General features: G+C 55.1%; 12 protein-coding genes and 1 riboswitch. Of the genes, 5 read left to right on the forward strand and 7 right to left on the reverse strand.

All coding sequences use genetic code 11. The annotated features are described in order from the left end of the window. The first annotated feature begins 1 nt into the window (after position 1). From pqqD to pqqF, 3 genes are read left to right on the forward strand one after another with little or no spacing between them, the layout of a single operon-like run. Positions 2-280, forward strand: a complete 279-nt coding sequence (pqqD, locus tag PGR79_RS01065; protein WP_015366526.1) for a pyrroloquinoline quinone biosynthesis peptide chaperone PqqD — start codon at positions 2-4, stop codon at positions 278-280. Continuing rightward, on the forward strand, positions 267-1409 hold the full coding sequence (gene pqqE / locus PGR79_RS01070; RefSeq protein ID WP_020078732.1) for a pyrroloquinoline quinone biosynthesis protein PqqE: 1143 nt from the start codon (positions 267-269) through the stop codon (positions 1407-1409). The genes pqqD and pqqE overlap by 14 nt, the downstream gene beginning before the upstream one ends. Next, complete coding sequence (pqqF, locus tag PGR79_RS01075; RefSeq protein ID WP_430920859.1) at positions 1409-3706, forward strand: pyrroloquinoline quinone biosynthesis protein PqqF; 2298 nt, start codon at positions 1409-1411, stop codon at positions 3704-3706. The genes pqqE and pqqF overlap by 1 nt, the downstream gene beginning before the upstream one ends. Before the next feature lie 5 nt (positions 3707-3711). On the opposite strand, the gene mrdA is transcribed toward pqqF, so the two are convergent. Next, positions 3712-5631 carry a penicillin-binding protein 2 gene (mrdA, locus tag PGR79_RS01080; RefSeq protein ID WP_183269073.1) on the reverse strand — a complete coding sequence of 640 codons (1920 nt, stop codon included), beginning with the start codon at positions 5629-5631 and terminating at the stop codon, positions 3712-3714. Positions 5632-5817: 186 nt separating this feature from the next. Beyond that, positions 5818-6450: a LysE family translocator gene (locus tag PGR79_RS01085; RefSeq protein WP_087859615.1), complete on the reverse strand. Its 633-nt coding sequence runs from the start codon at positions 6448-6450 to the stop codon at positions 5818-5820. A gap of 17 nt (positions 6451-6467) precedes the next feature. Continuing rightward, positions 6468-6547: riboswitch (ZMP/ZTP riboswitch) on the reverse strand. A gap of 363 nt (positions 6548-6910) precedes the next feature. Here PGR79_RS01085 and katG point away from each other — a divergent pair. Further along, a complete protein-coding gene (gene katG / locus PGR79_RS01090) occupies positions 6911-9082 on the forward strand; it encodes a catalase/peroxidase HPI (protein WP_430920861.1) in 2172 nt (723 codons plus the stop codon). Positions 9083-9158: 76 nt separating this feature from the next. Here katG and zapE read toward each other — a convergent pair whose 3' ends face one another. Together zapE and PGR79_RS01100 are read right to left on the reverse strand one after the other, a co-directional pair. Then, complete coding sequence (gene zapE, locus PGR79_RS01095) at positions 9159-10181, reverse strand: cell division protein ZapE (RefSeq protein ID WP_430920863.1); 1023 nt, start codon at positions 10179-10181, stop codon at positions 9159-9161. Beyond that, complete coding sequence (locus PGR79_RS01100) at positions 10165-10773, reverse strand: TetR/AcrR family transcriptional regulator (RefSeq protein WP_087859612.1); 609 nt, start codon at positions 10771-10773, stop codon at positions 10165-10167. Before PGR79_RS01100 ends, zapE begins: the two co-directional genes overlap by 17 nt. Positions 10774-10941: 168 nt before the next feature. On the opposite strand from PGR79_RS01100, the gene PGR79_RS01105 reads away from it, so the two are divergent. Continuing rightward, entirely contained in the window at positions 10942-11811 is an 870-nt protein-coding gene (locus PGR79_RS01105) for an arginase family protein (RefSeq protein ID WP_087859611.1), read from the forward strand. A 98-nt stretch (positions 11812-11909) separates the two neighbouring features. Here PGR79_RS01105 and mgtU read toward each other — a convergent pair whose 3' ends face one another. Genes mgtU through mgtA form a run of 3 tightly spaced genes read right to left on the reverse strand, consistent with a single transcriptional unit; the run spans position 11910 to position 14854 of the window. Beyond that, a complete protein-coding gene (mgtU, locus tag PGR79_RS01110) occupies positions 11910-11996 on the reverse strand; it encodes a magnesium transporter protection protein MgtU (RefSeq protein WP_271032594.1) in 87 nt (28 codons plus the stop codon). Between the two features lie 11 nt (positions 11997-12007). Beyond that, complete coding sequence (gene mgtR, locus PGR79_RS01115) at positions 12008-12100, reverse strand: protein MgtR (RefSeq protein ID WP_020078726.1); 93 nt, start codon at positions 12098-12100, stop codon at positions 12008-12010. A gap of 21 nt (positions 12101-12121) precedes the next feature. Beyond that, positions 12122-14854 carry a magnesium-translocating P-type ATPase gene (mgtA, locus tag PGR79_RS01120; RefSeq protein WP_430920865.1) on the reverse strand — a complete coding sequence of 911 codons (2733 nt, stop codon included), beginning with the start codon at positions 14852-14854 and terminating at the stop codon, positions 12122-12124. Between the last annotated feature and the right edge of the window lie 495 nt (positions 14855-15349).

The following is a 15349-nucleotide window of genomic DNA, read 5'->3' on the forward strand; positions in this document are numbered from 1 at the left end:
TATGCAAAAGAGCGCAATCATTGCCTTTCGTCGCGGCTACCGTCTACAGTGGGAAGCCGCTCAGGATAGCCACGTGATCCTCTATCCGGAAGGAATGGCGAAACTGAATGAAACCGCCGCTGCGATCCTCGAACTGGTCGATGGTCAACGCGACGCGGCAAAAATAATCGCCGAACTCAACGCCCGTTTCCCGGAAGCGGGCGGCGTCGATGACGACGTCATCGAATTCCTGCAGATAGCTTACCAACAGAAGTGGATTATCTTCCGTGAGCCAGAATAAACCCGCCGTTAATCCGCCGCTGTGGCTACTGGCGGAGCTGACCTATCGCTGTCCGTTGCAGTGCCCCTACTGCTCTAACCCGCTGGACTTTGCTCAGCAGGAGAAAGAACTCACCACCGAACAGTGGATTGAGGTCTTTCGCCAGGCGCGGGCCATGGGTAGCGTGCAGATGGGGTTCTCCGGCGGCGAACCGCTGACGCGTAAAGATCTGCCGGAGCTGATTCGCGCCGCGCGCGACCTCGGTTTTTACACCAATCTGATTACGTCAGGCATTGGGCTCACCGAGAGCAAACTCGACGCCTTCAGCGAGGCCGGGCTGGATCATATCCAGATTAGCTTCCAGGCCAGCGATGAAGTGCTTAACGCGGCGCTGGCGGGCAACAAAAAAGCGTTCCAGCAGAAGCTGGCGATGGCGAAAGCGGTAAAAGCACGCGACTACCCGATGGTGCTGAACTTTGTCCTGCATCGCCACAACATCGACCAGATCGATAAAATCATCGAGCTGTGTATCGAGCTGGAAGCGGATGACGTTGAGCTCGCCACCTGCCAGTTTTACGGCTGGGCGTTCCTCAATCGTCAAGGGTTACTGCCGACCCGCGAACAGATCGCCCGTGCTGAACAGGTCGTTGCTGATTACCGACACAAAATGGCGGCTAACGGTAATCTGACCAATCTGCTTTTTGTCACCCCGGACTACTACGAAGAACGACCCAAAGGCTGTATGGGCGGCTGGGGCTCGATATTCCTCAGCGTAACCCCGGAAGGCACCGCACTGCCGTGCCACAGCGCTCGCCAGTTACCGGTCGAGTTCCCGTCGGTGCTGGAACAGAGTCTGGAATCGATCTGGTATGACTCATTTGGCTTCAACCGCTACCGCGGCTTTGACTGGATGCCGGAGCCGTGCCGTTCCTGTGATGAAAAAGAGAAAGATTTCGGCGGCTGCCGCTGTCAGGCCTTTATGCTGACCGGCAATGCCGATAACGCTGACCCGGTGTGCAGCAAATCGCCGCACCATCATAAAATCCTCGAAGCGCGGCGCGAAGCGGCCTGTAGCGACATCAAAATCAGCCAGCTGCAGTTCCGTAACCGCACCCGTTCACAGCTGATTTATAAAACCCGGGAATTGTGATGACCACCGCCACCCGCATCGTGGAACTGGCAGGCGGGATTCGCGCAACGCTGATTCATCAGCCGCAGACGACGCGTGCGGCGGCGTTGGTTAAGGTGGGCGCCGGAAGCCATCACGAAACCGATGCCCTGCCGGGGCTGGCCCATTTACTGGAACATTTGCTGTTTCGCGGCAGCCAGCGCTATCACGATGATGAGCGATTAATGGCGTGGATCCAACGCCAGGGCGGCAGCGTCAACGCCACCACCCTTGCCCGCCACAGCGCCTATTTCTTCGAGGTCGCCCCCAATAGTCTGGCCGAGGGCATCACCCGTCTACGGGATACGCTCCAGGCGCCGCTGCTGTCGCCTGAAGATATCCGTCAGGAACTAGCGGTCATCGATGCGGAAAATCGGCTTATCCAGCAGCACGATCCCTCCCGCCGTGAAGCCGCGGCCCGTCACGCGATGGCGGCGCCCACGGCTTTTCGCCGTTTTCAGGTCGGCAGCATGGATTCGCTGGGCGGAAACTTGCCTGCGTTGCAGAGCGCGCTCGGCGAGTTTCATCAGCGCTATTATGTCGCCAGCCATCTGCAGCTATGGCTTCAGGGGCCGCAGTCGCTTGATGAATTAGCCGAATTGGCCCATTTTTTTGCCGCGGGGTTCCCTGGCGGCCTGCCGCCGGAAAGCCCGTCGTCTGCGTATTTTAGCAATAATGTGGATTTTCAACTGGCCGTTGAAGACAAACCGGCGGTATGGCGTTGTCCGCTGATCGAAATAAGTGACAATGTCACTACTTTTCGTGAATTCTTACTGGATGAAGCGCCCGGCAGCCTGCTGGCCGGGCTGCGTGAATGCGGGCTCGCGGACGATATCGCGCTGAACTGGCTTTATCAGGATGAACGCGTCGGCTGGCTGGCGCTGGTATTTAGCAGCGACCATCCCGACGCCATCTATCAGCATGTCGAGCGATGGCTGCAGGCATTGCGCCACACCTCGCCTGAACAGCAGATGCACTATTACAGGCTGGCGCAACGGCGTTTTGACGCACTGACCCCGCTCGAACAGCTCGGCCAGCGGGCATTGGGTTTTGCGCCCGATTCCCCGCCCGTCGATTTTGCTGGCTTCTGCGCCAGCTTGCTGTCTGCACCGGTCTCTTCGCTGGTTTGCCGCAAAATAGCGGCTGGCGATGGCGTGGCAACCCAGGGCTTTACCTTACCGCTCAGCCGCTGGCAGCCACGGACAATCGTGATTGATCCGCTGGCATTTAGCTTTTATCCGCAGGCGGCGACCGTTGCTACATCTGACCTGCCGCCAACGACCAGCCCGCTGTTGCACGTCATTGCAGATAATCAAACGCCAACGCTGATCGTTCGCAAACCTTTCTATAGCGTGCTCAGCCAGGCGCAAGGGATGGCGATAAGCCAGCAGATCCGTCCCTTGCTCGCGCAACTTCGCCATACAGGCGGCAGCGGCGAGTGGCAAACGGTGGACGGCAACTGGCAGCTTACTCTACAGCTACCTGAATCCGACGGCGTAGCGGAGAGCGTCGTCACCGCGCTCATGCGCCGATTATCTCAACCCGCGCCGGGGACGGTGGTTGCACCTGAAACCATCGCCATTCGCCAGCTACTGCAACAATTACCTGAACAATTGGCTATCGCTCCGCCGCAGGAGGGTTGGCTGGCGGCGATGGTGGGCGGCAGCGGCAATCTGGCGCAGCAGGTTGCCCGTCAGTTGACGCTGCTCAATACCCCGGTTAACGCCGAACTTCACTCTTCGGCGGGCTGTCGCCGCGGTATTCAGCGTATTCCTCACGCCAGCTCGGATAACGCGCTATTAGTTTTTATTCCATTGCCCGAGGGGGCATCGCTGGCCGCGCTGCAACTGCTGGCGCTACTTTGCGAGCCGCAATTCTTCCAGCGTCTGCGGGTCGAACAGCAGATTGGCTACGTGGTGAGCTGCCGTTTTCAGCGGATCGCCGATCGCGATGGCCTGCTGCTGGCGCTGCAGTCGCCAGACCGTTCTATCAGTAATCTACTACGCTGCTGTAAAATCTTTCTCCGCCAGTTAACGCTGTGTGGGCAAGCCGAGTTCAGCCAGTTACAACACCAGCTGGCTGAGCAGAACGGTCAGGCGCGGGACGCCAGCGCAACCGCGCTCGCCGCCCTGCGCCAGCGCTATCATCTACCGTTAGCCACGCCGCAGGACGTTAACGAGCTGCAGTTGGGCGAGGTCATCGCGCTATGGCGTGAGATAACTCGCCGTCGCCGTAGTTGGCAAATCTTATATAGCGCGCCGACGACTTCCACCACTTAAGGTCGTTACTGCGCATCAGCGCTTTCGACCTGCGGAACGTTGCTTTGCGCGCTATCCGCAGCTGGCGCATTCGCCGGGTCGAAGATATGGTCGAGAATCGCGCGCGCCGTCGGGCCAGCGACAACGCCATCGCCGCCGCCATTTTCGAGAATGAGCGCCATCGCCACTTTCGGATGCTGATACGGCGCAAACAGGGTATAAAAAATATGGTCGCGCAGACGCACCGGGATCATTTTGGCATTGTAGGTTTGATTCTCCTTCAGGCTAAATACCTGCGAGGTCCCCGATTTCGCCGCAATCTGGTACGGCGCGGTATGGAACAGCTTATATCCCGTTCCGTTCGGCAGGTTCGCCATCCCATACATACCATTGCGGACAATCCCCCAGTATGGCGATTTCGGGTCGCCGACCTGCGGTAAATTGGCCGGCTGCTGGAAGCGTTCGACCTTATTCCCCTGCTTCATTGAATACAAAAGATGCGGGTTTTGTACCTTGCCGTTGTTGATTAGGGTGGTCAGCGCTTTCACCATTTGAATAGGAGTGGCGATCCAGTAGCCCTGGCCGATACCGACGGAAATCGTATCGCCCTGATACCACGGTTTTTTATGGACCCGCTGTTTCCATTCGCGGCTCGGCAAAACCCCGGCGTATTCTTCATTGAGATCGATGCCGGTCGATTGTCCGTAGCCGAACTTACTCAACCACTCGTGTATGCGATCGATGCCCATTTCAAAAGCGACCTGGTAGAAGAACGTATCCGCCGACTCTTCAATCGCTTTGGTCACGTTCAACATGCCGTGCCCCGTTTTTAACCAGTCGCGATAGCGGCGCTGAGTACCGGGTAACGTCCAGGTCGGTGCGCCAAAGAAGGTGGTATTTGGCGTGATCACCCCGGCAGAAAGGGCTGAGAGCGCCATATACGGCTTGACCGTAGAAGCCGGGGGATACAAGCCCTGAGTGACGCGGTTAATGAGCGGGCGATCCTGGTTATCGAGCAGTGATTTGTAAGCCTGGTAGCCAATCCCCTTAACGAAGGGATTAGGGTCATAGCTGGGGCTGGAGACCATCGCCAGTACGCCGCCATCGCGCGGATCGACGGCCACGACCGCGGCGCGCTGGCCCTTCAGGACCGACTCAATATACTGCTGCAAATGCAGGTCGAGCGTCAGATAGATATTTTTGCCGGCGACCGGCGGGACTTCTTTCAACAGGCGAACAACGCGGCCATGATTGTCTACCTCGACTTCCTGATAACCAGTGGTGCCGTGTAGTTCTTTTTCGTAATAGCCTTCAATTCCCTGTTTGCCGATATTGCGGTCAGCCGCGTAGTTTTCTGCTTCGCCGTTTTTCGCCAGCCGTTGCAAATCGTTATCGTTAATTTTAGAAACGTAACCGACGACGTGCGCCAGTTCCGCGCCATAAGGATAACTTCGCTGCTGGTAGCTCTCGACGGTGACGCCAGGAAAACGGAATTCGTTGACCGCGAAGCGCGCCACTTCCACATCGGTAAGATCGGATTTCAGCGTCACTTCTTTATAGCGGCTATTGTGGTGCATATCGTCGCGGAAACTGGCGATATCATCCGCCGTCAGGTCGACAATCGGGCTTAACGCCTGGAGCAGCGCCGACATATCGGCAATCTTGCTGGGGATCACCTGCAGGCGATACAGGGTGATATTTTGCACCAGCGGAATACCGTTGCGGTCGAAAATCAGCCCCCGGCTTGGCGCGATCGGCAGCATTTTAATGTCGTTTTGATTGGAACGAGTCTGATAAAAATCGTGCTGCTCTACCTGGAGATGGTAGAGATTGAAAATCAACACGCCAAAGCAAACCACCACCAACAGGAAAGCAATAACGGCGCGGCGGATAAACAGCATCTCTTCTGCCGAGTGGTCGCGGATCTCATCTCTCAATAGGGGCATTGGCGGCAATTTACCTGCGTCACTGGAAAGCACAAAAAATAAAGGCGGGGAAGAATAGCTTTATTGACGCATTAGCCCTACAGAAAGGTTGCTAATGAACTGGCAGAAATGTATCAGTATGTTAGAACGTGAGATGCCTTTCTCCGGTTGAGAAAGGCATAAGCATGCGGGGTTTGCCAGCAACGGTTATTTTCTGGCCTCAAAAGCTATTTTCACGGCCATTCCGGCAAGTACCGTCGCCATCAGCCAACGTTGAAATTGTTGCCAGCCCGGCCGCCGCCCAAGAAAAAGCGCCACCTGCCCGGCCAGCATAATAATAAGTCCGTTTACCGCCACGCTTATTAGCGCTTGGGTGCAGCCTAGTATGAGCGACTGACTCAGCACGCTGCCGAGTCCGGGGGTGATAAACTGCGGCAGCAAAGACAAATACATAATAGCCACTTTAGGATTCGCCAGGCTGGTAAGAAAGCCCATCAGAAACAGCTTACGCCCGCTATCTGCCGGTAAGTCGCGTACCGCGAAAATCGGCCGCCCGCCGGGTTTAATCGCCTGCCACGCTAAATAGAGTAAATAAGCCACTCCGCAAATTCGCAACGCATCGTAGGCATAGGGTACGGCGAAAACCAGCGCGGTTATGCCAAAAGCGGCGCACAGCATATAACAGAAAAATCCCACCGCAACGCCAGCAAGAGATATAAAGCCGGCGCGTTTTCCCTGGCAAATCGACCGTGAAGTGAGGTACATCATGTTGGGGCCAGGCGTTAACACCAACCCCAACGCCACCGCGGCAAAAGCCGATAATGAAGCTAATTCAGGCATAACTTATCTCCAGATAGGGGTAATGCCCAGGCGCGCGGCGTACTTGACCATGCTCCCCAACAGTATTCTGTCTTTAGCGCCAGTCACATGGTGTCTAAGTATTAGCTTATTCCCGTTCGGTCGACAACCATTTCGCCCTTCCCGACCGTTTGGGTTTACCGGCGTTTTCGGCACGCCGCTTGACTGGCAACGCTAATCCTTTCATCGCAGTAAAATTGTCATATCTCAAACAATTAGCGATCCGTAGCGGTTAACGCATCATAACGTTTCCTTTACCGCTGCGTTACGACTATGTTTAAAGGTGTGGTTTTGAATTTCGCCGATTACACACAATAAAACGCTGGTTTTATTTATGTTTGTTGAACGGTAAAAGCTATTAAATCCGTAGACTCATTCAAATATCGCTTATTGGTAGCAGTGTATATCGTAATGGCATTCACAAAAGCAAACGGAGCCTGATATGAGCACGTCAAATGATCCCACTAACAACCCATCCGCAGGGAAATGCCCTTTCCACGCCGAGACGCCGAAGCAAAGCGCCGGCAGCGGTACCGCTAACCGTGATTGGTGGCCCAACCAACTTCGTGTTGACCTGCTGAATCAGCACTCCAACCGTTCTAACCCGCTGGGTGAAAACTTCAACTATCGGGAAGAGTTTAAAAAGCTCGACTACTCCGCATTAAAAGCCGACCTTCGCGCACTGCTGACCGACTCCCAGGAGTGGTGGCCCGCCGATTGGGGTAGCTACATTGGCCTGTTTATTCGCATGGCGTGGCACGGCGCGGGGACCTACCGTACCGTTGATGGCCGCGGCGGCGCGGGTCGCGGGCAGCAGCGTTTCGCTCCGCTTAACTCCTGGCCGGATAACGTCAGCCTTGATAAAGCCCGTCGCCTGCTGTGGCCGGTAAAACAAAAATACGGTCAGAAAATTTCCTGGGCCGACCTGTATATGCTGGCGGGTAACGTCGCATTAGAAAACGCCGGTTTCCGTACCTTCGGTTTCGGCGCAGGCCGCGAAGACGTGTGGGAACCAGACCTCGACGTTGACTGGGGCGATGAAAAAGAGTGGTTGAAGCACCGCCACCCGGAAAGCCTGGAAAAACAAGCGCTGGGCGCCACCGAAATGGGTCTGATCTATGTCAACCCGGAAGGCCCTAACGCCAGCGGCGATCCGCTTTCCGCCGCGGCAGCCATTCGTGCCACCTTCGGCAATATGGCGATGGACGATGAAGAAATCGTCGCGCTGATCGCCGGCGGCCATACGCTGGGTAAAACGCACGGCGCCGCACCGGCAAGCCACGTTGGCCCAGAACCAGAAGCCGCCCCGCTGGAATCTCAGGGTCTCGGCTGGAGCAGTACTTACGGCAGCGGTGTAGGCGCAGACGCTATCACTTCGGGTCTGGAAGTGGTATGGACGCAAACCCCGACCCAATGGAGCAACTACTTCTTCGAGAACCTGTTCAAATATGAATGGGTGCAGACGCGCAGCCCGGCGGGCGCAATTCAGTTTGAAGCGAAAGATGCGCCGGAGATTATTCCCGATCCGTTTGATCCGAATAAAAAACGTAAACCGACGATGCTGGTAACGGACCTGACGCTGCGCTTCGACCCGGAATTCGGCAAAATCTCACGCCGTTTCCTGAACGATCCGCAGGCCTTCAACGAAGCCTTCGCACGTGCCTGGTTTAAGCTGATTCACCGTGATATGGGGCCAAAATCCCGTTATCTCGGCCCGGAAGTGCCAAAAGAAGATCTGATTTGGCAGGATCCATTACCGGCACCGACACATAACCCAACCGCCTCCGATATCGCCACATTGAAAACGGCCATTGCGGATTCAGGCCTGTCGGTTAGCGAACTGGTCTCCGTTGCCTGGGCTTCCGCCTCAACCTTCCGCGGCGGTGACAAGCGCGGCGGCACTAACGGCGCGCGTCTGGCCCTGCTGCCACAGAGAGAATGGCCGGTAAATGCCATTGCCAGCAAAGTGCTGCCAACGCTACAGGCAATCCAGAAAGCATCAGGTAAAGCTTCGTTGGCGGATATCATTGTTCTGGCGGGCGTCGTGGGAGTTGAGCAAGCCGCTGCCGGCGTTCGCGTAAACGTGCCATTCGCGCCGGGTCGCGTTGATGCGCGCCAGGATCAGACCGATGTTGAAGCAATGGATCTGCTGCAGCCGCTGGCCGACGGTTTCCGTAATTACCGTCGCATCGAAGGCGGAGTGTCGACGGAAACGCTGCTGATCGATAAGGCGCAGCAGCTCACCCTGACGGCGCCGGAAATGACGGCGCTGGTCGGCGGCCTGCGCGTGTTGGGCGCTAACTTCGATGGCAGCCAACATGGCGTCTTCACCGATCGCGTCGGCGTCCTCAGCACTGATTTCTTCGTCAACCTGCTGGATATGGGCACGGTCTGGAAAGCCGCTGATGATCAGGCGGAGCTGTTTACCGGTCGCGACCGTAAGAGCGGCGAAGAGAAATATACCGCCACTCGCGTCGATCTGGTGTTCGGTTCTAACTCGGTCCTGCGCGCGTTGGCCGAAGTCTATGCCTGCGCCGATGCGCAACAGAAATTCGTCACGGATTTCGTTGCCGCGTGGACGAAAGTGATGAATCTGGACCGCTTCGATCTGTAATTCCCCTGCCCGCCGGTGAATAACCGGCGGCAGGTTACTCGGTTAAAGCGCCGCTCATTATCGAGAGGCGCTTTTTTTATGCTTCCCGCGCGAGCTGCTGTAACCGACTAAAGGTGCGTTGAATATCATCCAGCTCCACATCCGCCACCAGTGTTTCCAGCCCGCAATCGGTAATTAATATTAAGCGGCACTGCTTTTCATACAAGATATCCACCACGTTGATAAAACGCTGCTGCGCCGCAGGGCTAACTCGCCCCAACGGTGGAACATTCTCGACGAGCCAGTTCTTATGCTGCTCACATAGCGTCAGGTAATCCATGACCGAGGTAGGCGCAAGGCAGAGCTGGTCGAAAGTGAAATGTAAAAAAGCGCTGCCTTGCGATGCCGTTTGCAAGGTCCGGTAACCCACCGCCAGAGTCTGCGCCTGCTGGGCAATATCCGGCAATCCGAGCGCCGCGCGGGTGCTGAGAGTTGGCTGTTCCAGCAGCTTCCCCCGGCAGAAATCATTCTCCAGCGAGGTATGTCGCTCGCGATAATCCTGTTCGCCGTTTAGCGCCGTTACCCTCATATGGTGTTTAATGAGGTTAATGGAAGGCAAAAAGCGTTCGTGATAAAGCGGATTCGCCAGCAAACGGTCGGGCGGATAATTGGAAGTCGCTAATAAGACGATATTTCGCGCGAACAAATGCTCCAGTAGCACCTTTATCAACATCGCATCAGCCGGGTCATGAAGATGAAACTCATCAAAACAGAGCAGACGACAGTTGTCGGTCATTTGCGCGACGACTTGCGGCAATCGCGGCGCCGAAGGGGCGTTCAGCCGCTGATGGAGCTCGCGGAAAAAGTGATGAAAATGCACCCGCCGCTTTTCACGCAGCGGCAAGCTGGCAAAGAAACTATCGAGAATAAAGCTCTTCCCGCGCCCGGTTCGCCCCCAGACGTACAATCCTTGTATTGCCGTTTGCTGCCGGAATAACTGCTGGCTCAGCGTTTGCAAGTTGGCGACCAACGCGAGCTGGTCGGCATCAAGGGTGAGATTTTCTTTTGCCGCCCGTTGGGCCATCACGGCGCTAAAACAGAAATCAGCGTACTGTGGCATGCGATTCACTGGCGCTATTTTTATCGAGAATGGCCGCCATAACGTTGTCAAAATGCGGCAGATCCGTAGCCACGCTAAATGCGGGATTCATCGCTTTACGGCCAATCAGGCCATCGATGAACGCAAAGATGGTGAGCGTTGCTTCTTCGACGTTAACGTGTGGGCTGAGCTCGCCTGCGGCAATTCCTTGAGCAATAATCTGTGCCATTCCGTCGCGCATAACCCTGTCGCTTTTGACGAAAATCTGCCGCAGCGCCGGCTTTCTTGCCGATTCCGCAATAATTTCCACCCAAAGCTGATGCGAAGAGGGATACCCCACTTCTTCTATACAGGAAACGGCTAAGGCGCAAATCTGCGCAAAATGAGAACCTTCGAAGCGCTCCTGATGCTTAGCTAATGCCGATTTTTGCTCTTCAAGGATAATCGCCTCAATGAGTTCATCTTTGCCTTTGAAGTAGGTGTACATCGCGCCGAGGCTAATACCTGCGCGCAGTGCAATTTCGCGCACGCTGGTTCCATTAAATCCTTTTTCGGCAAAGCACGCCGCCGCGGCGACAATCAGCTTATGGTACGTTTCTGAATTATTTAACATTTCAACTACCTCCGGCGATGGGCAATTCTACCTGCTTCAACCACTTTTTGGCTAGCAACCTAATGTTAGGGTAAATAACCATTTTTACTTGCCATCACCGACAGTGCGCTTCATTATAAATGAATGAACGTTCGTTCATTTGCCATGATAAATATGAGGAGAACCATGATGCCAAATACCCAAGCCAGTCTGCGTTTACTTTTCCCGCAGTGGCAAGGCGGTAACAATCCGCCCTACTTTTTCGGTTCGCAGCTACTGGCCTGGCTGGCGCCCCCAGCGCAAGGCGTCGTTCTGGAAATCAGCGTACCTGAACCCACAGACGCTGAACTGGCAAATGAAGAAGGTATTGTCGGCCGCCGGGCGATCGTTGAACAGTTGCTTGAGGCACAAGACAAAATCACGCGAAATCAGCCAGAGACCATCGTCACCTTAGGGGGCGATTGCCTGGTCTCTCTGGCTCCTTTTGCCTGGCTTGCGGAAAAATATGGCGATAAATTGGGGGTGTTATGGATTGATTCTCACCCTGACGTCATGACGCCCCAGCAGTACCCACATGCCCATGCCCACGTTCTTGGGGCGTTAATGGGCAATGGCGACGTGGAACTAACCCAGGTGGTCAGAAAGCCATTATCGCCTGGCAAAGCCCTTATTGCCGGGATCCATAGCCCGCTGGATGTTGAAAGGCAGTTTATCAGCGAACACGGTATTACGACCTTGAGCCCGGCAGAACTACGCCAACATCCTCAAGCAATAGACGAGTGGATTGCGCGGGAAGGTATTGAGTACCTTGCCGTCCATCTCGATCTGGATGTCCTCGACCCGGCCCTGTTTCGCGCGGTGCTGTTTGCCCGACCGGGGCGCGGCGTACACGATTTTGGCGACGTCGCAGAAGGGAAACTAACAATTGACGAAGTGGTTAACCTTATCCACAAGGCCGCCGTGCAGGCCAAACCGGTGGGGCTCACCGTCGCCGAACACTTGCCCTGGGATGCCTTAAACCTGAAGAATATGCTCGAAGCTCTACCATTATTGAGCTAATCGTCGTGGGAAGTGTCTTTTGCCATGTTGCAGGCGCCAGAGCGAATACCGAAGGGACGTTACATCATGCCCGGAGCAATAATGCCCCGGGCCTTAAACTACCTAATCCAGACGGTGAGTAAGACTATCATCACCATCATCAACACAGCCTGGATAAAGATTGGGTCTAACGACGTTTTGCGCATAGTCCCCTCCGCTATTCAAAGATTTGCCGTATCGCCAGCGCCAGTACCAGCAAACCGGCCAGTAAAAACATCCAGGCGATGAGATCCTCCGGTGAACGATTCATCGTCATCCCTCCTTTTTGTCATCAGAACCACTGGCCGAAGCGCTTGATATAGAAACGTTTCATACCCTGCGCCACCAGGCAGTAGCTCAGCAGCGTGGCAACGAGCCACGGGAAATAACTCAGCGGCAGCGGCTCAAGCCCCACCATGGCGCCAAGCGGCGAGAACGGGATATAAATGCCGATGGCCATAATAGCGGCGGTGGTGAGCAATACAGGGAGCGTCGCGCGGCTTTGGATGAACGGTATTTTCTGCGTCCTCAACATATGCACCACCAGCGTCTGCGACAGCAGCCCTTCGATAAACCAGCCGGACTGGAACAAGGCCTGCGCCTCAACATGATTGGCGGCGAAGACGTACCACATCAGAGCAAAGGTGGTGATATCGAATATCGACGATGTGGGGCCAATCCACAGCATAAAGCGGCCAATGTTCTTCGCATCCCACTTGCGCGGTTTACGCAAAAACTCCTTATCCATTTTGTCCCACGGCAGCGACAGCTGTGAGATGTCGTACATCAGATTCTGGATCAGCAGATGAATAGCCAGCATCGGCAGGAACGGGATAAAGGCGCTGGCGACTAACACCGAAAACACGTTGCCGAAGTTGGAGCTGGCGGTCATGTTCAGGTATTTAATAATGTTGCCAAAGGTCTCACGTCCTTTAATAACGCCCTCTTCCAGCACCATCAGATCTTTTTCCAGCAGAATAATATCCGATGACTCCTTCGCGATATCCGCCGCGCTATCGACGGAAATACCCACATCGGCATCGCGCAGCGCCGGAGCGTCGTTAATGCCATCGCCCAGAAAACCAACGGTATGGCCATTTTTCTGTAGCATCTGCAGAATGCGCGACTTCTGCAGCGGCGTCAGTTTGGCGAACACCGCGCGTTTCTCCACCTCCTGCTGAAGCTGACGGTCAGTCATTGACTCAACCTGTTGGCCGGTGAGAATGTCGTGCGCATCAATACCCACTTCAAGACAAATCCGCGCCGTTACGACCGGGTTATCACCGGTAAGCACCTTAACCGCGACACCGTTATCACGCAGTGCGGTAATGGCTTTGCCCGCGCTTTCCTTCGGCGGGTCGAGGAACGTCAACATGCCTTCGACAGTGAGCCCCTGTTCATCGGCGGCAGTGAGCGGAACGCTTAGCGCGGCATCATCCAGCTTGCGGGTAGCGACCAGCAATACCCGGAAGCCCTGAGCGTTATAATCTTCGGTTTTCGTCAGCAGTAGTTCCCGGCGCAGCGCGTCCAGTTCAACGACCTTGTCGCCCTCACGGATATGGGTCGCGGCTTCGAGCATCTCTTCAACCGCCCCTTTGCAAATCAGGCTCTTATCGCCATAACGGCTATCTTCCACCGAGACCGATACGCGGCGGCGAACAAAATCGAACGGCAGTTCATCGAGCTTCACAAAGCGCTCTTTTTCCGTCGGCGCCAGCCGTCCTTCTCCATAACGAAGCACGGCTCTATCCATCAGATTGCGCGCCCCGCTTTGGCTGCTGCTATTCAGCCACGCCAGCATTAATACCCGATTGCTTTCCGCGCCGCCGACGTCGAGATGATGCTCAAGGATGATATTATCCTGGGTCAGAGTGCCGGTTTTATCCGTACACAGCACATCCATTGCGCCGAAGTTTTGAATGGCATTGAGACGCTTAACGATCACTTTGCGTCGCGACATGGCGATCGCGCCCTTCGCCAGATTCGAACTGACGATCATGGGTAACATTTCCGGCGTTAAACCGACCGCCACCGCCAGGGCGAAAAGCGAGGCTTCCACCCAATCACCTTTACTGAAGCCGTTAATCAACAACACGATCGGTACCATGATCAGCATGAAGCGAATTAACAACCAGCTGACGCTATTCACGCCGCGATCGAAGGCGGTCTGCGTACGGGTGCCGACGATCGATTTTGCCAGTGAGCCAAACCAGGTTCGGTCGCCGGTCGCCACCACTACCGCCTGCGCTCTACCGCTGGTAACGTTCGTCCCCATCAGACAGATATTACCCATCTCTAACAGACTGTTATTTTTATCCGGCGTCGGTAAACGATCGCTGCATTTACCCGACACGCTGGCCATGAGATCATATTTTTCTACCGGTAGTGATTCACCGCTAAGAATAGACTGACTGACAAAGAGGTCCCGTGATTCCAGCAGACGAACATCTGCCGGCACCAGATCGCCTGCGGCAAGAAATATAATATCTCCCGGCACCAGCTCTTCTATGGGTATTTCGTCCTGGCTGGGGCCAATATTGCCCGGCCCGCGGCGCAGTACCGTTGCGGTGGTACGGACCATGGATTTCAGCGCCTGCGCGGCTTTGTTGGTCCTGAACTCCTGCCAGAAGCGTAATAAACCGCTCAAACTTACCATCGTCAGGATAATAATGACGCCGGTAAGATCGGTCTCTTCACCGTTACGCAGCGGTAGCCAGTAATCGGTAATAAAACTGACCGCCGCCAGCGCCATCAGCACGTAAATAAACGGGTTATTAAATGCCTGCAGTAATTGAATAAAAAACGGCGGCGCGGTTTCTCGTGCCACTTCGTTACGGCCATAGTCTTCCAGCCGCTCCAGCGCATCGGCGGTCGTCAGCCCCTGCCGACTGCTATTTAAACGCGCCAGCGTGTGATCCGGGCTATTAAAGGCCTCCGTTTCAATCGCAAAGCACTTTTTATGCTGCTTATCATTTTCTGACGCAGACCGGTTGGTATTCCGGTTTTCTAATTTCATGTCAGTCATGATTCATCCCCAAATTTAGATGTGGTTGTCCCTGCATAAATAAATCATGCATAGCTAGATATTATTTTTTTCACACTCACCAATTCCGCGCAGTAAATATCCCTACGTAGTTTGCTAAACCGCAGTGAGATAGCCTTAAGGGCCTGTGTGAGCGTGTATTACCGCGTCAAAGGCGGAGGGAACAGCGCGTAGAAAAATAATAGCATGGTGAATTACCTCGCAAAAAAGCGAATTCCAGTTCTCAGGAGGCAATCAGGGGCGGGAAAGGATTGCTGCCTGCCGGTTGGCAAACAGCGCAGAGTAGATAGCGTCAGTTTGCCTTGATGTTTAAATAAGGGTGACTGTCCAACATATCTCTCCTGTGTAAAGTTGTGCTTAGTATAGACGTGACTAGCAAGGAGTAAAGTGCCGCAAGCCCGTCAGTGAGGTTTGGTTTAGATTCGAGTTCGTTCAAAGCCTCTCGTTGGAGGGGGCACAGCGCGCATTCAGCCGACG

Origin of the sequence: Klebsiella sp. 141161 (assembly GCF_050600815.1) — a bacterium.
GTDB lineage: Bacteria > Pseudomonadota > Gammaproteobacteria > Enterobacterales > Enterobacteriaceae > Klebsiella > Klebsiella aerogenes.